General features: G+C 59.6%; 20 protein-coding genes. 18 read left to right on the top strand and 2 right to left on the bottom strand.

Going from position 1 to position 19413, the window contains the following annotated elements; translation table 11 throughout:
• Positions 1–112: 112 nt before the first annotated feature.
• From maeB to eutR, 18 genes are all read left to right on the top strand, one after another.
• Positions 113–2392 carry an NADP-dependent oxaloacetate-decarboxylating malate dehydrogenase gene (gene maeB, locus HMPREF3178_RS05990; protein WP_004104396.1) on the top strand — a complete coding sequence of 760 codons (2280 nt, stop codon included), beginning with the start codon at positions 113–115 and terminating at the stop codon, positions 2390–2392.
• A 159-nt stretch (positions 2393–2551) separates the two neighbouring features.
• Positions 2552–2887 carry an ethanolamine utilization microcompartment protein EutS gene (eutS, locus tag HMPREF3178_RS05985; RefSeq protein WP_004104395.1) on the top strand — a complete coding sequence of 112 codons (336 nt, stop codon included), beginning with the start codon at positions 2552–2554 and terminating at the stop codon, positions 2885–2887.
• Positions 2888–2899: 12 nt separating this feature from the next.
• A complete protein-coding gene (gene eutP, locus HMPREF3178_RS05980) occupies positions 2900–3379 on the top strand; it encodes an ethanolamine utilization acetate kinase EutP (RefSeq protein WP_004114369.1) in 480 nt (159 codons plus the stop codon).
• Positions 3357–4049, top strand: coding sequence for an ethanolamine utilization acetate kinase EutQ (gene eutQ / locus HMPREF3178_RS05975; protein WP_023321405.1), 693 nt, complete (start codon positions 3357–3359; stop codon positions 4047–4049). The genes eutP and eutQ overlap by 23 nt, the downstream gene beginning before the upstream one ends.
• Positions 4046–4849 carry an ethanolamine utilization cob(I)yrinic acid a,c-diamide adenosyltransferase EutT gene (gene eutT / locus HMPREF3178_RS05970; RefSeq protein ID WP_004114363.1) on the top strand — a complete coding sequence of 268 codons (804 nt, stop codon included), beginning with the start codon at positions 4046–4048 and terminating at the stop codon, positions 4847–4849. The genes eutQ and eutT overlap by 4 nt, the downstream gene beginning before the upstream one ends.
• Positions 4846–5862 carry a phosphate acetyltransferase gene (gene pta, locus HMPREF3178_RS05965; RefSeq protein WP_070585079.1) on the top strand — a complete coding sequence of 339 codons (1017 nt, stop codon included), beginning with the start codon at positions 4846–4848 and terminating at the stop codon, positions 5860–5862. Before eutT ends, pta begins: the two co-directional genes overlap by 4 nt.
• 41 nt (positions 5863–5903) lie before the next feature.
• The gene (eutM, locus tag HMPREF3178_RS05960; RefSeq protein WP_000387720.1) at positions 5904–6194 is read left to right on the top strand and encodes an ethanolamine utilization microcompartment protein EutM; all 291 of its coding nucleotides are present in this window, start codon (positions 5904–5906) and stop codon (positions 6192–6194) included.
• A gap of 114 nt (positions 6195–6308) precedes the next feature.
• Positions 6309–6596: an ethanolamine utilization microcompartment protein EutN gene (gene eutN, locus HMPREF3178_RS05955; protein WP_004104386.1), complete on the top strand. Its 288-nt coding sequence runs from the start codon at positions 6309–6311 to the stop codon at positions 6594–6596.
• Between the two features lie 11 nt (positions 6597–6607).
• Positions 6608–8011, top strand: coding sequence for an aldehyde dehydrogenase family protein (locus HMPREF3178_RS05950; RefSeq protein ID WP_004104384.1), 1404 nt, complete (start codon positions 6608–6610; stop codon positions 8009–8011).
• 12 nt (positions 8012–8023) lie between these two features.
• Positions 8024–8863, top strand: coding sequence for an ethanolamine utilization protein EutJ (eutJ, locus tag HMPREF3178_RS05945; protein ID WP_004104382.1), 840 nt, complete (start codon positions 8024–8026; stop codon positions 8861–8863).
• Positions 8853–10040 carry an ethanolamine utilization ethanol dehydrogenase EutG gene (eutG, locus tag HMPREF3178_RS05940; protein WP_004104380.1) on the top strand — a complete coding sequence of 396 codons (1188 nt, stop codon included), beginning with the start codon at positions 8853–8855 and terminating at the stop codon, positions 10038–10040. The genes eutJ and eutG overlap by 11 nt, the downstream gene beginning before the upstream one ends.
• Positions 10041–10256: 216 nt before the next feature.
• Complete coding sequence (gene eutH / locus HMPREF3178_RS05935; protein ID WP_004104378.1) at positions 10257–11489, top strand: ethanolamine utilization protein EutH; 1233 nt, start codon at positions 10257–10259, stop codon at positions 11487–11489.
• Positions 11486–12889, top strand: a complete 1404-nt coding sequence (gene eutA, locus HMPREF3178_RS05930; RefSeq protein WP_016809545.1) for an ethanolamine ammonia-lyase reactivating factor EutA — start codon at positions 11486–11488, stop codon at positions 12887–12889. The genes eutH and eutA overlap by 4 nt, the downstream gene beginning before the upstream one ends.
• A gap of 11 nt (positions 12890–12900) precedes the next feature.
• Complete coding sequence (eutB, locus tag HMPREF3178_RS05925; protein ID WP_004104373.1) at positions 12901–14262, top strand: ethanolamine ammonia-lyase subunit alpha; 1362 nt, start codon at positions 12901–12903, stop codon at positions 14260–14262.
• 20 nt (positions 14263–14282) lie between these two features.
• Positions 14283–15176, top strand: coding sequence for an ethanolamine ammonia-lyase subunit EutC (eutC, locus tag HMPREF3178_RS05920; RefSeq protein WP_024274541.1), 894 nt, complete (start codon positions 14283–14285; stop codon positions 15174–15176).
• Positions 15177–15185: 9 nt separating this feature from the next.
• Positions 15186–15845: an ethanolamine utilization microcompartment protein EutL gene (gene eutL / locus HMPREF3178_RS05915; RefSeq protein WP_004104369.1), complete on the top strand. Its 660-nt coding sequence runs from the start codon at positions 15186–15188 to the stop codon at positions 15843–15845.
• A 10-nt stretch (positions 15846–15855) separates the two neighbouring features.
• Entirely contained in the window at positions 15856–16338 is a 483-nt protein-coding gene (gene eutK / locus HMPREF3178_RS05910; protein WP_016809547.1) for an ethanolamine utilization microcompartment protein EutK, read from the top strand.
• Between the two features lie 48 nt (positions 16339–16386).
• The gene (eutR, locus tag HMPREF3178_RS05905) at positions 16387–17439 is read left to right on the top strand and encodes an HTH-type transcriptional regulator EutR (RefSeq protein ID WP_004104364.1); all 1053 of its coding nucleotides are present in this window, start codon (positions 16387–16389) and stop codon (positions 17437–17439) included.
• A gap of 114 nt (positions 17440–17553) precedes the next feature.
• On the opposite strand, the gene hemF is transcribed toward eutR, so the two are convergent.
• Positions 17554–18453, bottom strand: coding sequence for an oxygen-dependent coproporphyrinogen oxidase (gene hemF / locus HMPREF3178_RS05900; protein ID WP_004104363.1), 900 nt, complete (start codon positions 18451–18453; stop codon positions 17554–17556).
• Complete coding sequence (amiA, locus tag HMPREF3178_RS05895) at positions 18453–19328, bottom strand: N-acetylmuramoyl-L-alanine amidase AmiA (protein ID WP_070585077.1); 876 nt, start codon at positions 19326–19328, stop codon at positions 18453–18455. The genes hemF and amiA overlap by 1 nt, the downstream gene beginning before the upstream one ends.
• Positions 19329–19413 lie beyond the last annotated feature (85 nt).

Raw genomic sequence — 19413 nt, 5'->3', positions numbered from 1 at the left:
GTTCAAAGTTTACGAAGCCGTCAGGCGAGATACTAGGTAGCCCTTTAGGGTGAACACCAGGTACGCCATTACGTTTCACCCCCTACGATCGATACGTGAAAGGAACGATAAAATGGATGAGCAGTTAAAACAAAGCGCCCTTGATTTCCACGAATTCCCGGTCCCCGGAAAAATCCAGGTCTCCCCGACAAAACCGCTTGCTACCCAACGCGATCTGGCTCTGGCCTACTCGCCGGGTGTCGCCGCCCCCTGTCTGGAAATCGAGAAGGATCCGCTGGCAGCCTATAAATATACCGCCCGCGGCAACCTTGTGGCGGTGGTGTCCAACGGCACGGCGGTGCTGGGACTGGGCAATATCGGCGCGCTGGCCGGTAAGCCGGTAATGGAAGGTAAAGGCGTTCTGTTTAAAAAATTCGCCGGTATCGATGTATTCGATATTGAAGTTGATGAGCTTGACCCGGACAAATTTATCAACGTCGTTGCAGCGCTGGAGCCGACCTTCGGCGGTATCAACCTCGAAGATATTAAAGCGCCGGAGTGCTTCTACATTGAACAGAAGCTGCGCGAGCGCATGAATATTCCGGTCTTCCATGACGATCAGCACGGGACGGCGATTATCAGTACCGCGGCGATTCTGAACGGTCTGCGGGTGGTGGAGAAAAATATCTCCGACGTGCGGATGGTCGTATCAGGCGCGGGCGCGGCGGCGATTGCCTGTATGAACCTGCTGGTAGCGCTGGGAATGCAGAAACACAACATTGTGGTCTGCGACTCGAAAGGGGTTATCTATAAGGGCCGTGAGCCGAATATGGCGGAGACGAAAGCGGCCTATGCGGTAGAAGACAGCGGCAAACGTACGCTGGATGATGTGATTGACGGGGCGGATATTTTCCTCGGCTGCTCGGGCCCGAAAGTGCTGACCCAGGAAATGGTTAAAAAGATGGCCCGCGCGCCGATGATTCTGGCGCTGGCTAACCCTGAGCCGGAAATTCTGCCGCCGCTGGCGAAAGAGGTGCGCTCCGATGCTATTATCTGCACCGGCCGCTCCGACTATCCGAACCAGGTGAACAACGTGCTGTGCTTCCCGTTCATCTTCCGCGGCGCGCTGGACGTCGGCGCAACGGCGATTAACGAAGAGATGAAACTGGCGGCGGTGCATGCGATTGCCGAACTGGCTCACGCAGAACAGAGCGAAGTGGTGGCCTCCGCCTACGGCGATCAGGACCTGAGCTTCGGCGCGGAATATATCATTCCGAAGCCGTTCGACCCGCGGCTGATCGTCAAGATTGCTCCGGCGGTGGCGAAAGCGGCGATGGACTCCGGCGTCGCAACGCGCCCAATCGCCGATTTTGATGCCTACATCGAGAAGCTCAGCGAGTTTGTCTACAAAACGAATCTGTTCATGAAGCCGATTTTCTCGCAGGCGCGCAAAGAGCCGAAGCGGGTGGTGCTGGCGGAAGGCGAAGATACCCGCGTGCTGCACGCGACTCAGGAACTGGTCTCCCTCGGGCTGGCGAAACCGATCCTTATCGGCCGGCCTGGCGTCATTGAGATGCGTATTCAGAAGCTGGGGCTGCAGATCAAAGCCGGCGTTGATTTTGAGATCGTGAATAACGAATCCGATCCGCGCTTTAAAGAGTACTGGAACGAATATTACAACCTGATGAAGCGCCGCGGGATCACCCAGGAGCAGGCGCAGCGGGCGGTGATCAGCAATACCACGGTCATCGGCGCGATCATGGTGCAGCGCGGCGAAGCCGATGCGTTGATCTGCGGCACCATTGGCGATTATCACGAACACTACAGCGTAATACAGCCGCTGTTTGGCTACCGCGAAGGGGTTCATGCGGCAGGGGCGATGAACGCGCTGCTGCTGCCGAGCGGCAACACCTTTATCGCTGACACCTACGTTAACCACGATCCGTCGCCGGAGCAAATTGCCGAAATCACCCTGATGGCGGCAGAAACCGTTCGTCGATTCGGGATTGAGCCGCGGGTAGCGCTGCTTTCGCACTCGAACTTTGGTTCTTCGGACTGCCCGTCCGCCAGCAAAATGCGCCAGGCGCTGGAGCTGGTGAAGACGCAGGCGCCGGATTTGATGATCGATGGCGAAATGCACGGCGATGCCGCGCTGGTGGAAAGCATTCGCAATGAGCGGATGCCGGACAGTCCGCTGAAAGGTTCAGCCAATATCCTGGTGATGCCGAATATGGAAGCGGCCCGTATTAGTTACAACTTACTTCGCGTTTCCAGCTCGGAAGGCGTGACCGTGGGGCCTGTGCTAATGGGTGTCGCAAAGCCGGTACATATCCTGACGCCAATTGCGTCGGTACGGCGTATCGTGAATATGGTCGCGCTGGCGGTTGTTGAAGCGCAAACTCAGCCGCTGTAATTATCATTTAATTAATTCAGGCGCGGGAATTCTCCCGCGCTTTTTTATTTCTGTTTATAAGTGATCTATCTCACCTTTCAAATCAACTTGCCGAATTTTGTTATTTACTCCAGCGGAAACTTGTCACGATAAGCGCAAGTTTTAGCGGAGCGGTGAGTTATGGATAAAGAACGCATCATTCAGGAGTTTGTCCCCGGCAAGCAGGTGACGCTGGCGCACCTGATTGCGCACCCTGGGGCAGAACTGGCGAAAAAGATCGGCGTTCCCGAATCCGGCGCTATCGGCATTATGACCTTAACCCCTGGCGAAACCGCCATGATCGCCGGTGATTTAGCGATGAAAGCCGCCGATGTGCATATCGGTTTTCTCGACAGGTTTAGCGGCGCGCTGGTGATTTACGGCTCAGTGGGAGCGGTTGAAGAGGCGCTGATTCAGACGGTTAGCGGGCTTGGTCGATTATTAAATTACACCCTCTGCGAGTTAACTAAAAGCTAATTAGAGGCTGCGATGAAGCGTATTGCATTTGTCGGTACGGTGGGCGCGGGAAAAACAACGCTATTTAATGCGCTGCACGGAAATTATTCCCTCGCGAGAAAAACGCAGGCCGTGGAATTTAATGAAAAAGGAGATATCGACACCCCAGGAGAATATTTTAGTCATCCTCGCTGGTATCACGCATTAATTACCACACTGCAGGATGTCGATACGCTGATTTATGTCCACGCGGCAAATGATACCGAAAGTCGTCTACCCGCCGGGTTACTGGATATTGGGGCGAATAAACGCCATATCGCCGCGATTAGCAAAACGGACATGCCGGACGCTAACGTCGCCGCGGTGCGGCAACTGCTGTACGAGATGGGGTTTCAGGAGCCAATTTTCGCGCTCAACGCTCACGACCCGCAAAGCGTAGAGCAGCTGGTGAATTACTTGAGTGAGCTCAGCCAAAAGGAGGAAGGGGCAGGTGAAGAAACTAATCACAGCTAACGATATTCGTGCGGCCCACGCGCGAGGTGAAGAGGAAATATCGGTTGTGCTGCGCGCCAGCATCATCACCCCGGAAGCTCGCGAAGTCGCGGAGCTGCTGGGCGTCGCCATCAAAGAGTGCGATGAGTCCGCGCCAGAAGCGGCGGTACCGGTGGAGGAGGGCAAAACCGAAAGCCAGCGCATTCGCGAAACCATTATTGCCCAGCTGCCGGAAGGGCAGTTTACCGAAAGCCTGGTCGCGCAGCTGATGGACAAGGTGATGCAAGAAAAACAGTCGCTGGCGCTGGGCGATATGCAGCCCAGCTTTAAGGCGGTCACCGGCAAAGGCGGCGTCAAAGTCATTGACGGCAGCAGCGTGAAATTTGGCCGCTTCGACGGCGCGGAACCGCACTGCGTCGGCTTAACGGATTTAGTCACCGAGCAGGACGGTAGCAGTATGGCCGCCGGATTTATGCAGTGGGAAAACGCCTTTTTCCCATGGACGCTGAACTATGACGAAGTCGACATGGTGCTGGAGGGAGAACTCCACGTACGCCATGAAGGTGAAACCATGGTGGCCAAAGCCGGCGATGTGATGTTTATCCCGAAAGGCTCCAGCATTGAATTCGGCACGCCATCGACCGTGCGCTTCCTGTACGTCGCCTGGCCTGCGAACTGGCAATCGCTATGAAAGATTTTATTACCGAAGCCTGGCTCAGAGCGAACCATACGCTCAGCGAAGGGGCAGAAATTCATCTGCCCGCCGACGCTCGTCTGACGCCTTCGGCCCGGGAACTGCTGGAGAGCCGCCGTTTGCGCATTAAGTTTCTCGATGAGCAGGGAAGCCTGTTTGTCGATGACGACGCGCAGCAGCCGCAGCCGGTACACGGTTTAACCAGCAGCGACACACATCCGCAGGCCTGCTGCGAACTGTGCCGCCAGCCGGTCGAAAAAAAACCGGACACCCTGACCCATCTGACGGCGGACAAAATGGTCGCTAAAAGCGATCCGCGCCTGGGCTTTCGCGCCGCGCTTGACGCCACCATCGCCCTGGCGGTATGGCTGCAAATTGAACTGGCGGAGCCATGGCAGCCCTGGCTGGCGGATATCCGCTCGCGTCTGGGCAATATTATGCGCGCCGACGCTATGGATGAACCGCTGGCGGCGCAGTCCATCGTCGGCCTGAATGAGGATGAGCTGCATCGCCTTTCCCACCAGCCGCTGCGCTATCTCGGCCACGATCATCTGGTGCCTGAAGCCGCTCACGGCCGCGATGCCGCCTTGCTCAATCTGCTGCGCACCCGGGTTCGGGAGACGGAAACGATCGCCGCCCAGGTCTTTATTACCCGCAGCTTTGAGGTCTTACGTCCGGACATTCTGCAGGCGCTCAACCGCCTCTCCAGCACTGTCTACGTGATGATGATTTTATGCGTGGCAAACCATCCGCTAACCGTCAGCCAGATCCAACAACGCCTGGGAGGGGAGCAATGATTATTCAACGCGCTCGTCAACTGGCTTTGCGTTCGCCCGCCCGGGTGGTGTTTCCGGATGCCCTGGACATTCGCGTTCTTAAAGCGGCGCACTACCTGCAGCAGCAGGGGCTGGCAAAGCCGATTTTGATCGCCAACCCTTTTGCTCTGCGCCAGTTCGCCCTCAGCCACCGGTTGCCGATGGACGGTATGCAGATTGTCGATCCATACAGCAACCGGCAAATGCGCACCGCCTTTGCCCGGCGCTGGCTGGATCGGGCCGGGGAAAAAACGCCGCCGGACGCGGAGGAAAAACTCAACGACCCGCTGATGTTCGCCGCCGCCATGGTCAGCGCCGGAAAGGCCGACGTGTGTATTGCCGGCAATCTCTCCTCGACGGCGAACGTACTGCGCGCCGGATTACGCATTATTGGCCTTCAGCCTGGCTGCAAAACGCTGTCGTCGATCTTTCTGATGCTGCCGCAGTACGTCGGACCGGCGCTGGGATTTGCCGACTGCAGCGTGGTGCCGCAGCCGACGGCGGCGCAACTGGCGGATATCGCTATCGCCAGCGCTGAGACATGGCAGGCGATTACCGGCGAGGAGCCGCGGGTGGCGATGCTGTCGTTTTCCAGCAACGGCAGCGCCCGCCACCCCAACGTCGCCAACGTACAGCAGGCCACAGAGATCGTGCGTCAGCGCGCTCCGCAGCTGATGGTGGATGGCGAACTGCAGTTTGACGCCGCCTTCGTGCCGGAGGTCGCCGCGCAAAAAGCGCCCGACAGCCCGCTGCAGGGACGGGCCAATGTGATGGTTTTTCCATCGCTGGAGGCGGGCAACATCGGCTACAAAATCGCCCAGCGTCTGGGCGGCTATCGTGCAATCGGGCCGCTGATTCAGGGGCTGGCCGCACCGCTCCATGACCTCTCCCGAGGCTGTAGCGTGCAGGAAATTATCGAACTGGCGTTAGTGGCAGCCGTGCCGCGCCGGAGTGACGTAAGCAGCGATTGCCACTTACCCATGCAGGTTGAATGAACGGTCCCGTTCTGGACCCCCTTACGCAAGAGGAAAACACAATGGAAGCATTAGGAATGATTGAAACCCGGGGCCTGGTTGCGCTGATTGAGGCCTCTGATGCGATGGTAAAAGCCGCGCGCGTGAAGCTGGTTGGCGTGAAGCAGATTGGCGGCGGACTGGTCACCGCGATGGTGCGCGGCGACGTGGCGGCGTGCAAGGCCGCTACCGATGCCGGCGCCGCTGCGGCGCAGCGTATCGGCGAGCTGGTCTCGGTGCACGTGATTCCGCGTCCGCACGGCGATCTGGAGGAGGTGTTCCCCATCAGTTTCAAAGGCGACAGCAACATCTGATGGTTAGCCGGATAAGGCGCGCCGGGGTTGTCCTTCGGCATTAACGCGCGCCATTGCCTGATGGCGCTGCGCTTATCCGGCCCATGACTCACCACGCAATCCAGGGAGGCGGGTATGAAACTGGCAGTCGTCACGGGACAAATTGTCTGCACCGTTCGCCATCAGGGGCTGGCGCACGACAAGCTGCTGATGGTGGAGATGATTGATGCTGCGGGCAAGCCCGACGGACAGTGCGCCGTCGCCATCGACAGCATCGGCGCGGGGCCCGGCGAATGGGTGCTGCTGGTCAGCGGCAGCTCGGCGCGACAGGCACACCGCAGCGACGCGTCTCCTGTGGATTTGTGCGTCATCGGTATCGTCGATGAAGCGGTGGCCGGCGGCCAGGTGATTTTCCATAAATAGGACTGAACATCATGAACCAACAGGATATTGAACAGGTGGTGAAAGCCGTACTGCTGAAAATGAAGGACAGCAGCCAGCCGGACAGCGCCGTTCATGAGATGGGCGTCTTTGCCTCCCTTGATGACGCCGTCGCGGCGGCAAAGGTGGCTCAGCAGGGGCTGAAAAGCGTGGCGATGCGCCAGCTGGCGATTCACGCCATTCGTGAGGCAGGCGAAAAACATGCCAGAGAATTAGCGGAGCTTGCCGTCAGCGAAACCGGCATGGGACGCGTTGAAGATAAATTTGCCAAAAACGTGGCCCAGGCGCGCGGCACGCCGGGCGTCGAATGTCTCTCCCCGCAGGTGCTGACCGGCGATAACGGCCTGACGTTGATTGAAAACGCGCCGTGGGGCGTGGTGGCCTCGGTCACGCCCTCCACCAACCCGGCGGCAACGGTGATTAATAACGCTATCAGCCTGATTGCCGCGGGCAACAGCGTGGTGTTCGCCCCGCATCCGGCGGCGAAAAGAGTCTCTCAGCGGGCGATTATGCTGCTCAACCAGGCGGTAATTGCCGCGGGCGGTCCGGCCAATCTGCTGGTCACCGTGGCGAACCCGGATATCGAAACGGCCCAGCGGCTGTTTAAGTACCCCGGCATTGGTCTGCTGGTGGTCACCGGCGGCGAAGCGGTGGTGGAGTCCGCACGCAAGCATACCAATAAACGTCTGATTGCCGCCGGGGCCGGTAACCCGCCGGTAGTGGTCGACGAAACGGCCGATCTGGCGCGCGCCGCGCAGTCCATCGTCAAAGGCGCCTCGTTTGATAACAACATTATCTGCGCTGACGAAAAGGTGCTGATTGTCGTCGATAGCGTCGCCGACGAGCTGATGCGCCTGATGGAAGGCCAGCAGGCTGTGAAGCTCAGCGCGGCCCAGGCCGAGCAGCTTCAGCCGGTGCTGCTGAAGAATATCGATGAGCGCGGCAAAGGTACGGTCAGCCGTGACTGGGTGGGACGTGACGCGAGCAAGATTGCCGCCGCCATCGGCCTGAGCGTTCCGCCGCAGACGCGCCTGCTGTTTGTTGAAACGCCGGCCAGCCATCCGTTTGCCGTGACTGAACTGATGATGCCGGTACTCCCTGTCGTACGGGTGGCCAGCGTCGATGACGCTATTGCGCTGGCGGTGCAGCTGGAAGGCGGCTGCCACCATACGGCGGCGATGCACTCGCGCAATATCGACAACATGAATCAGATGGCCAATGCCATTGATACCAGCATTTTCGTCAAAAACGGGCCGTGCATTGCCGGGCTCGGGCTGGGCGGAGAGGGCTGGACCACCATGACCATCACTACGCCGACCGGGGAGGGGGTAACCAGCGCACGTACCTTTGTCCGTCTGCGTCGCTGCGTGCTGGTGGATGCGTTCCGCATCGTATAAGGAGTGAAAGAGATGGCGCACGACGAACAACGTTGGCTCACTCCCAGGCTACAAAAAGCCGCGGCCCTGTGTAACCAGACGCCTGCGAACAGCGGTTCGCCGCTGTGGCTGGGCGTGGATTTAGGCACCTGCGATGTCGTGTCGATGGTGGTCGATGGCGATGGCCAGCCGGTTGCAGTGTGCCTGGACTGGGCTGACGTCGTGCGCGACGGCATCGTCTGGGATTTCTTCGGCGCCGTTACCCTCGTGCGCCGCCATCTCGACGTTCTTGAACAGCAGCTCGGCTGCCGCTTCACCCATGCGGCGACCTCTTTTCCACCGGGTACCGACCCGCGTATTTCGATCAACGTACTCGAATCTGCCGGCCTGGAAGTTAGCCACGTGCTGGATGAACCGACCGCGGTGGCGGATCTGCTGCAGCTTGATAACGCCGGCGTGGTGGATATTGGTGGCGGCACCACCGGCATCGCCATCGTTAAGCAGGGTCTGGTGACCTACTCCGCCGATGAAGCGACCGGCGGCCATCATATCTCCCTGACCCTCGCCGGAAATCGTCGCATCCCGCTGGAAGAGGCGGAGCAGTACAAGCGCAGCAACGCGCAGGAGATCTGGCCGGTGGTGAAGCCGGTGTACGAAAAAATGGCGGAGATCGTTGCTCACCATATTGAAGGACATGGCATTGCCGATTTATGGCTGGCGGGCGGCTCCTGTATGCAGCCGGGCGTGGACGCGTTGTTTCGCAAACGCTTCCCGGAATTACGGGTGCATTTACCGCAGCACAGCCTGTTTATGACCCCGCTGGCGATAGCCAGCAGCGGGAGAGAGAAAGCGGAGGGAATCTATGCAAGCTGAACTGCAGACGGCGCTCTTTCAGGCGTTCGATACCCTGAATCTGCAGCGGGTGAAAACCTTCAGCGTGCCGCCGGTAACGCTGTGCGGCCTCGGCGCGCTGAGCGCCTGCGGACAGGAGGCGCAAGCGCGGGGCCTAAGCCATCTGCTGGTGATGGTTGATAGTTTCCTGCATCAGGCGGGAATGACCGCCGGGCTTGCTCGCAGCCTGGCAATGAAAGGGGTGACGATGACCGTCTGGCCCTGTCCGCCGGGAGAACCGTGCATTACCGACGTCTGCGCGGCGGTGGCGCAGCTGCGCGAGTCGAAGTGCGACGGCGTGGTGGCCTTTGGCGGCGGTTCGGTGCTGGACGCGGCGAAAGCGGTCGCGCTGTTAGTCACCAACCCGGAGCAGACGTTAAGCGCGATGACGGAAAGCAGCGTACTGCGCCCGCGTCTGCCGCTGATTGCGGTGCCGACCACCGCCGGAACCGGCTCGGAAACCACCAACGTGACGGTGATTATCGATGCAGTCAGCGGGCGTAAGCAAGTGCTGGCCCATGCCTCGCTCATGCCGGACGTGGCGATTCTCGACGCCGCCCTGACCGAAGGCGTTCCGCCACAGGTGACGGCAATGACCGGGATTGACGCGCTGACCCACGCCGTTGAGGCATACAGCGCGCTCAACGCGACGCCCTTCACCGACAGCCTGGCGATTGGCGCGATAGCGATGATCGGCCGGTCGCTGCCGAAGGCCGTTGGCTACGGCCAGGATCTTGCCGCGCGCGAAAGTATGCTGCTGGCTTCCTGTATGGCGGGGATGGCCTTTTCCAGCGCGGGTCTGGGCTTATGTCATGCGATGGCGCATCAGCCTGGCGCAGCGCTGCATATTCCGCACGGCCAGGCCAACGCCATGCTGCTGCCGACGGTGATGGAGTTTAACCGCATGGTGCGCCGCGAGCGTTTCAGCCAAATCGGTCGGGCGTTAACCGGCAAGAAAACCGACGATCGTGAGGCTATCGCCGCCGTACGCGAGCTGATTGCTGAAGTGGGCCTGAGCAAACGACTCTCGGATGCCGGCGCGATGGCCGTACATTTCAGCGCATGGGCGCAGGCGGCGCAGGAGGACATTTGTCTGCGCACTAATCCACGCACCGCCAGCCGGGAGCAGATTATCGATCTGTACGCGGCGGCGCACTGATGCGGCGTTAACCCCGGCTGATTATCCCGGAGGCGACGCTGCGCGTCTGTCCGGGCTACCAGCCCGTAGCCCGGGCAAGGCGCAAAGCGCCGCCCCCGGGAGAAGTGCGCAAAACGTTACAGAATTTCCCGGAGGCGATGCCGGGCTACCGTCCTGGCGTTGGTTGTATGCCCATGGGACGTCTTTACACATAACGAATGACAGGGAGTAAGGGCTATGGGAATTAACGAAATCATCATGTACATCATGATGTTCTTTATGCTGATTGCCGCCGTGGACAGGATCCTGTCGCAGTTTGGCGGCTCGGCGCGCTTTCTCGGCAAGTTTGGTAAAAGCATTGAGGGCTCCGGCGGCCAGTTCGAAGAGGGGTTTATGGCGATGGGGGCGCTGGGCCTGGCGATGGTCGGGATGACCGCGCTGGCGCCGGTACTGGCGCACCTGCTCGGGCCGGTGATTATTCCGCTGTATGAAATGCTCGGCGCGAACCCGTCGATGTTTGCCGGCACGCTACTGGCCTGCGATATGGGCGGTTTCTTCCTCGCCAAAGAGCTGGCGGGCGGCGACGTGGCGGCGTGGCTCTATTCCGGCCTGATCCTCGGGGCGATGATGGGGCCGACGCTGGTGTTCTCCATTCCGGTCGCGCTCGGCATCATCGAACCCTCTGACCGCCGCTACCTGGCGCTGGGCGTGCTGGCCGGGATCGTTACGATTCCGATCGGCTGTATCGCCGGCGGCCTGGTGGCCATGTACTCCGGCGTGGAGATTAACGGTCAGCCGGTAGAGTTTACCTTCGCGCTGATCCTGATGAATATGATCCCGGTGCTTATCGTCGCGGTGCTGGTCGCGCTGGGGCTGAAGTTTATTCCGGAAAAAATGATCAACGGCTTCCAGATCTTCGCCAAATTTCTGGTGGCGCTGATCACCATCGGCCTGGCGGCAGCGGTCATCAAGTTCCTGCTGGGCTGGGATCTGATCCCGGGGCTTGATCCGATCTTTATGGCTCCCGGCGACCAGCCCGGCGAGGTGATGCGCGCCATTGAAGTCATTGGATCGATATCCTGCGTGCTGCTCGGCGCTTATCCGATGGTGCTGCTGCTGACCCGCTGGTTTGAAAAGCCGCTGATGCGCGTCGGTAATCTGCTGAAAATCAATAATATGGCCGCCGGAGGCATGGTGGCGACGCTGGCCAACAACATCCCGATGTTCGGCATGATGAAACAGATGGATACTCGCGGCAAAGTCATTAACTGCGCGTTCTCCGTCTCCGCCGCTTTCGCGCTGGGCGACCATTTAGGCTTCGCCGCCGCCAACATGAACGCCATGATCTTCCCGATGATCGTCGGCAAGCTGATCGGCGGCGTTACCGCCATTGGCGTGGCGATGCTGCTGGTGCCGAAAGATGAAAACGCACCGGCGGCGGCGACAACCGAAGCGGAGACGCAATCGTGAAAACTCGCCAGCTGCTGAGCGTCGGCATCGATATCGGCACCACCACCACTCAGGTGATCTTCTCCCGCCTTGAGCTGGTTAACCGTGCGGCGGTGTCGCAGGTGCCGCGCTACGAATTCATCAAACGCGAAATTAGCTGGCAAAGCCCGGTCTTCTTTACCCCGGTTGATAAACAGGGCGGTCTGAAGGAGGACGAACTCAAGGCGCTGATTCTGGCGCAGTATCAGGCCGCAGAGGTTGCCCCAGAATCGGTGGACTCCGGGGCGATCATTATCACAGGCGAAAGCGCGAAAACCCGCAACGCAAGGGCGGCGGTGATGGCGCTCTCGCAGTCGCTGGGTGACTTTGTGGTGGCCAGCGCCGGGCCGCATCTGGAATCGGTGATTGCCGGTCACGGCGCCGGGGCGCAAACCCTTTCTGAACAGCGGATGTGCCGGGTGCTGAACATTGATATCGGCGGCGGTACCTCAAATTACGCGCTATTTGAAGCGGGAAAAGTCAGCGCCACCGCCTGCCTGAACGTTGGCGGACGCCTGCTGGAGACCGACGGCCAGGGACGGGTGGTTTATGCCCATCAGCCGGGGCAAATGATCGTCGATGAGGTTTTTGGCGCAGGCGTCGATGCGCGCGCGTTGAGTGCTTCGCAGTTAGCGCAGGTAGCGCGTCGGATGGCGGATCTGATCGTCGAAGTTATCGACGGCACGCTCTCTCCGCTGGCGCAACGGCTGATGCAAACCGGCCTGCTGCCCGCAGGCGCGGTACCCGAGGTGATTACCCTTTCCGGCGGAGTGGGCGAGTGCTACCGCAACCAGCCTGCCGACCCGTTCTGTTTTGCGGATATCGGACCGCTGCTGGCCACGGCGCTGCACGAGCATCCGCGGCTGCGGAAGATGAACGTGCAGTTTCCGGCGCAAACCGTGCGCGCCACGGTGATTGGCGCCGGCGCGCATACGCTCTCGCTTTCCGGCAGCACTATCTGGCTGGAAGGGGTTCAGCTCCCGCTGCGCAATCTGCCGGTGGCGATCCCGCTTGATGAATCCGATCTGCTGAGCGCCTGGCAGCAGGCGCTGCTGCAGCTCGATCTGGATCCGGGATCGGATGCTTACGTGCTGGCGCTTCCTGCTTCGTTGCCGGTGCGCTACGCCGCCCTGCTGGTGGTGATTGACGCGCTACTGGCTTTTGTCGCGCGCTTTCCCAATCCGCATCCCCTGCTGGTGGTGGCCGAGCAGGACTTTGGCAAAGCGCTGGGCATGCTGCTGCGCCCGCAGCTGCAACAACTCCCGCTGGCGGTCATCGATGAGGTGAGCGTACGGGCGGGGGACTATATCGACATTGGTACGCCTCTTTTTGGCGGATCGGTTGTGCCGGTGACGGTGAAATCACTCGCATTTCCTTCCTGAGGGAACGACTTATGAAATTAAAGACCACATTGTTCGGCAATGTTTATCAGTTTAAGGATGTAAAAGAGGTGCTGGCTAAAGCCAACGAACTGCGTTCGGGGGATGTGCTGGCGGGCGTGGCGGCAGAAAGTTCGCAGCAGCGCGTAGCGGCGAAGCAGGTGCTCTCCGATATGACGGTCGCCGATATTCGTAATAACCCGGTGATCCCTTATGAAGAGGACTGCGTGACGCGCCTGATTCAGGACGATGTCAACGAAACCGCTTATCAGCGGATTAAAAACTGGACCATCAGCGACCTGCGCGAATACGTGCTCAACGATGAAGTCACCAGCGACGATATTGCGTTTGTGCGCAAAGGGCTGACCTCAGAAGTGGTGGCGGCGGTGGCGAAGGTCTGTTCCAACGCCGACCTGATTTACGGCGCAAAGAAAATGCCGGTGATTAAAAAAGCCAACACCACCATCGGCCTGCCGGGCACCTTTAGCTGTCGCCTGCAGCCGAACGATACCCGCGATGACGTGCAGAGCATTGCGGCGCAAATCTACGAAGGGCTCTCGTTCGGCGCGGGCGATGCGGTGATCGGCGTTAACCCGGTGACCGATGACGTGGAGAACCTGACCCGCGTCCTCGATACCGTCTACGGCGTTATCGACAAGTTTAATATCCCGACTCAGGGCTGCGTGCTGGCGCACGTCACTACCCAGATTGAAGCGATCCGCCGCGGCGCGCCGGGAGGGCTTATTTTCCAGAGCATCTGCGGCAGCGAAAAGGGGCTAAAAGAGTTCGGCGTGGAGCTGGCGATGCTCGATGAAGCGCGGGCGGTCGGCGCCGAGTTCAACCGTATCGCCGGAGAAAACTGCCTCTATTTTGAAACCGGGCAGGGCTCGGCGCTGTCGGCTGGCGCGAACTTCGGCGCCGATCAGGTGACGATGGAGGCGCGCAACTATGGCCTGGCGCGGCACTACGATCCGTTCCTCGTCAATACCGTTGTGGGCTTTATCGGGCCGGAGTACCTCTATAACGACCGGCAGATTATTCGCGCCGGTCTCGAAGATCACTTTATGGGCAAGCTGAGCGGCATCTCGATGGGCTGCGACTGCTGCTACACCAACCATGCTGACGCCGATCAGAATCTCAATGAAAACCTGATGATTCTGCTCGCCACCGCCGGTTGCAACTACATCATGGGCATGCCGCTCGGCGACGACATCATGCTCAACTATCAGACCACCGCGTTTCACGATACCGCCACCGTCCGTCAGCTGCTGAATCTACGGCCGTCGCCGGAGTTCGAACGCTGGCTGGAAACCATGGGCATTATGGCAAACGGTCGTCTGACCCAACGGGCGGGCGATCCGTCACTGTTCTTTTGATGACGCGGGGATGACACATGATGGATCAAAAGCAGATTGAAGAAATTGTACGTAGCGTGATGGCGTCAATGGGACAACCGCAGACGGCCGCAGCGGCGCCTCAGGCTGCGGCGACGAAGTGCGGCAGCCGGTGTGAGGTCGCGGCGGAGAGCTGCGCGCTGGATTTAGGATCGCCAGAGGCTAAAGGCTGGATTGGCGTGCAGCAGCCGCATCGCGCGGAAGTGCTGGCCGAACTGAAACGCAGCACGGCGGCGCGCGTTTGCACCGGCCGCGCCGGCCCGCGTCCGCGCACCCTCGCGCTGCTGCGCTTCCTCGCCGACCATTCGCGCTCCAAGGATACGGTGCTGAAAGAGGTTCCGGAAGAGTGGGTGAAAAACCAGGGATTGCTCGAGGTGCGTTCCGAGATTAGCGACAAGAACCTCTACCTGACGCGCCCGGATATGGGCCGTCGCCTGAGTCCGGAAGCGATTGACGCGCTGAAGGCGCAGTGCGTGGCGAATCCTGACGTTCAGGTGGTGGTATCCGATGGCCTCTCTACGGACGCGATTACCGTCAACTATGAAGAGATCCTGCCGCCGCTGCTGTCGGGGCTGAAGCAGGCCGGGCTGAAGGTCGGTACGCCGTTCTTCGTCCGCTACGGACGGGTCAAAATTGAAGATCAGATTGGCGAAATCCTCGGCGCGAAGGTGGTCATCCTGCTGGTAGGCGAGCGTCCCGGGCTGGGGCAGTCGGAAAGCCTCTCCTGTTACGCCGTGTATTCGCCGCGCGTGGCAACCACCGTTGAAGCGGACCGGACCTGTATTTCCAATATTCACCAGGGCGGCACGCCGCCGGTAGAAGCCGCTGCGGTGATCGTCGATTTGGCCAAACGCATGCTGGAGCAGAAAGCTTCCGGCATCAATATGACTCGTTAAGGAGGCATCATGCCTGCATTAGATTTAATTCGCCCTTCGGTGACGGCCATGCGCGTGATTGCTTCGGTAAATGACGGCTTTGCCCGCGAGCTTAAATTACCGCCGCATATACGTAGCCTCGGACTCATCACGGCGGATTCGGATGATGTGACCTATATTGCCGCTGACGAAGCGACAAAACAGGCGATGGTTGAAGTGGTTTACGGGCGCTCCCTCTACGCTGGCGCAGCTCACGGCCCGTCGCCAACCGCAGGGGAAGTGCTGATTATGCTGGGCGGCCCGAACCCGGCGGAAGTTCGCGCTGGCCTGGACGCGATGATGGCGCATATCGAAAGCGGAGCGGCGTTTCAGTGGGCCAACGATGCCGAAGATACGGCGTTCCTGGCGCACGTGGTGTCGCGTACCGGCTCTTATCTCTCGTCTTCTTCAGGCATCGCGCTGGGCGATCCGATCGCCTATCTGGTGGCGCCGCCGCTGGAGGCCACTTTCGGCATTGACGCGGCGATGAAATCGGCCGACGTGCAGCTGGTGACCTACGTGCCGCCGCCGTCGGAAACCAACTATTCGGCCGCCTTCTTGACGGGGAGCCAGGCCGCCTGTAAGGCAGCCTGCAATGCCTTTACCGATGCCGTTCTGGATATTGCCCGTCATCCAATCCAGCGCGCGTAAGGGGGAAGCGATGATCAACGCCCTGGGATTACTGGAAGTTGACGGCATGGTCGCCGCCGTTGATGCGGCGGATGCGATGCTGAAGGCGGCCAACGTGCGGCTGCTCAGCCATGAGGTTCTCGATCCCGGCAGGTTAACCCTCGTGGTGGAAGGCGACCTGGCGGCGTGCCGGGCGGCGCTGGATGCCGGAAGCGCTGCGGCGCAGCGTACGGGGCGCGTTGTTAGCCGTCGGGAGATAGGGCGCCCGGAAGAGGACACCCAGCGGCTGATCGGCGGCTTTCAGCCGCAGCCGGAAGCCCCGCAGCCACCGGTGATAGCGGAGTCCTCTGAGCCTTTACTGGCGCTGCTGGCATCGACGCGTCAGGGAATGACGGCAGGGGAGGTGGCCGCCCATTTTGGCTGGTCGCTTGACGAAGCCAGAAAGGCGCTGGAACAGCTGTTTTCTACCGGATCGTTGCGTAAACGCAGTAGTCGCTATCGTCTAAAAAATTAACCAGTCGGAGGTGCCGGGAACGCGAGAGCGCTCCCGGTTGATAAGATCATGAAAAAGAAAACACCGGCCAGCCTGCACCATCTTTATCATGAAGCATTACCCGAAGACGTTAAATTGACGCCGATGGTCGAGGTGGATAACGTCCACCAGCGACGGACCACCGATGTCTATGAACATGCCCTGACGATTACCGCCTGGCAGCAGATTTACGATCAGCTGCATCCGGGGAAATTTCACGGTGAATTTACCGAAATCCTGCTCGATGATATTCAGGTTTTTCGCGAGTATACCGGTCTGGCGCTGCGTCAATCCTGCCTGGTGTGGCCGAACTCTTTTTGGTTCGGTATCCCGACAACCCGCGGCGAGCAGGGGTTTATAGGATCGCAGTGTCTCGGCAGCGCCGAGATCGCCACCCGACCCGGCGGCACCGAGTTCGAACTCAGCACGCCGGATGATTACACCATTCTGGGAGTGGTTATCTCAGAGGATGTCATTTCCCGTCAGGCCAGCTTCCTGCATCACCCGGAGCGGGTGCTGCATATGCTGCGTAACCAGTCGGCGCTGGAGGTCAAAGAGGAGCACAAGGCAGCGCTATGGGGCTTTGTGCAGCAGGCGCTGGCGACGTTTAGCGAGAATCCGGAAAACCTTCATCAGCCCGCTGTGCGCAAGGTATTGGGCGATAATCTCCTGCTGGCGATGGGGGCGATGCTGGAGGAGGCGCAGCCGATGGTCACCGCCGAGAGCATCAGCCATCAGAGCTACCGGCGGCTGCTTTCCCGGGCGCGGGAGTTCGTGCTGGAGAATATGTCGGAGCCGCTGACGGTTCTCGATCTGTGTCAGCAGCTGCACGTTAGCCGCCGCACGCTGCAAAATGCCTTTCACGCGATTCTGGGGATCGGGCCGAACGCCTGGCTGAAGCGCATTCGTTTGAACGCGGTGCGCCGGGAGCTGATTAGCCCGTGGTCGCAGAGCGCAACGGTGAAAGATGCCGCGATGCAGTGGGGCTTTTGGCATCTGGGCCAGTTCGCCACCGATTATCAACAGCTGTTCGCCGAGAAACCGTCGTTGACGCTGCATCAGCGGATGCGGCAGTGGGTTTGATTACGCGTTATTTACCGGCTGGCGAATCGTGCCGTCATCGTAGGCCTGATAAGCGTAGCGCCATCAGGCAAAACAGCGCCGTATCTGGCCTACGGATCGCACCATCTGGCAACTTTAAACCCAATCACGTACCTGAATGAATTCGCTTAGCGCGGCCTCCGGGCTGCCCGCTTCCGGCTGGTAGTCGTATTCCCAGCGCACCAGCGGCGGCATCGACATCAGAATGGACTCGGTACGGCCGCCGGTTTGCAGACCAAACAGGGTACCGCGATCCCACACCAGGTTGAACTCCACGTAGCGCCCGCGACGGTAGAGCTGGAAATCGCGCTCGCGCTCGCCCCAGACTCTCTCTTTACGCCGCTCGACAATCGGCAGATACGCCTCGGTGAAGCCGTTGCCCACCGCCTGCATAAAGTCGAAACAATGGTCAAAGTTCGGGGTATTCAAATCATCGAAAAACAGACCGCCGATGCCGCGCTGCTCGTTACGATGCTTGAGGAAAAAGTAGTCGTCACACCACTTTTTATAGCGCGGATAAACCTCTTCACCAAAGGGCTGGCACAGATCGCGGGCGGTACGATGCCAGTGAACGGCATCTTCTTCAAAACCGTAGTAGGGGGTTAAATCAAAGCCGCCGCCGAACCACCATACCGGATCGGCACCCGCTTTTTCCGCGATAAAAAAGCGCACGTTGGCGTGGCTGGTAGGGATGTACGGGCTGCGCGGGTGTACGACCAGCGAGACGCCCATCGCTTCGAAGCTGCGGCCTGCCAGTTCAGGACGATGCGCGGTTGCGGAAGCCGGCATTGCATCACCGTGCACGTGGGAAAAATTCACGCCAGCCTGCTCAAAGATACCGCCATTGCGCAGTACCCGGCTGCGTCCGCCGCCGCCGCCTTCCCGCTGCCAGCTATCCTCGATAAATTCGCTACCGTCAACGGCGCTAAGCTTTTGGCAGATGTCATCCTGGAGCTGAAGAAGGAAAGCTTTTACCTGGTGCGCGTCGGGTTTCATTAACGTCTCTTCGAGTGGGCTTTCTGGTTATCGAACCAGTGGAAATAGCTGATAATGCCGTTGGCTATTGCCGTGGCGATTTTCTGCCGGAACGCGGTGGTGCCCAGCAGTTTTTCTTCGTTCGGGTTGGTAATAAACGACGTCTCCACCAGCACCGACGGAATTGATGGCGACTTCAGCACGACGAACGCAGCCTGTTCGGTATTGCGGCTGTGCAGTTTATGCACCGGCTTAATCTTTTTCAGGATGTGCGAGCCGAGCGTCAGGCTGTTCTTGATGGTGTCCGTTTGCACCAGATCGAACAGCACTTGCTGCAAAAGATGGTCTTTATCGGTCGTTTTCTTGCCGGCCACTTCATCCGCCCGGTTTTCGCGATCCGAGAGATACTTCGCCATGGCGCTACTGGCGCCGCGGTTGGAGAGGGCGAAAACGGAGGCGCCGGCGGCGCTCGGGTTGGTGAAGCCATCGGCGTGAATCGACATAAAGAGATCGGCGCCGTTCTTATGGGCGATCTCCACGCGGTCATAGAGTGGAATAAAGGTATCGCCGCTGCGCGTAAGACGCGCATCGATACCGTTGTTGCGCAGGATGCTGCGCACGTTTTTGGCGATAGCCAGCACGACGTGCTTCTCTTTTGAACCGTTATGGCCGATAGCGCCGGTATCAATACCGCCATGGCCCGGGTCGAGCATCACGACGCGCCTGGCGCCTTTTTTCTTCGCTACGGGTTTGCTGTGCCCATTGGATGTTTTCAATGGCTGTTGTTCTTTCGCGCTGGCCTGAGAGGCGATCCCTGAAAGCGTCATTGCTGCCAGCCCGGCTTTCAGCACCTGGCGGCGCGAAGCAAGTATTTTTAATGGTTTAAAAGTGCTCATTCGGCCTGAATTGCAAACAAGTGGTGACTAATGTTATATCGTATCGTGTTTTTTGATACGACCATTCAAAATAAGAATTGTTTTA

Source organism: Klebsiella sp. HMSC09D12, from assembly GCF_001808475.1.
Taxonomy (GTDB): domain Bacteria; phylum Pseudomonadota; class Gammaproteobacteria; order Enterobacterales; family Enterobacteriaceae; genus Klebsiella; species Klebsiella oxytoca.
This window is presented reverse-complemented; position numbering and strand designations above follow the sequence as displayed.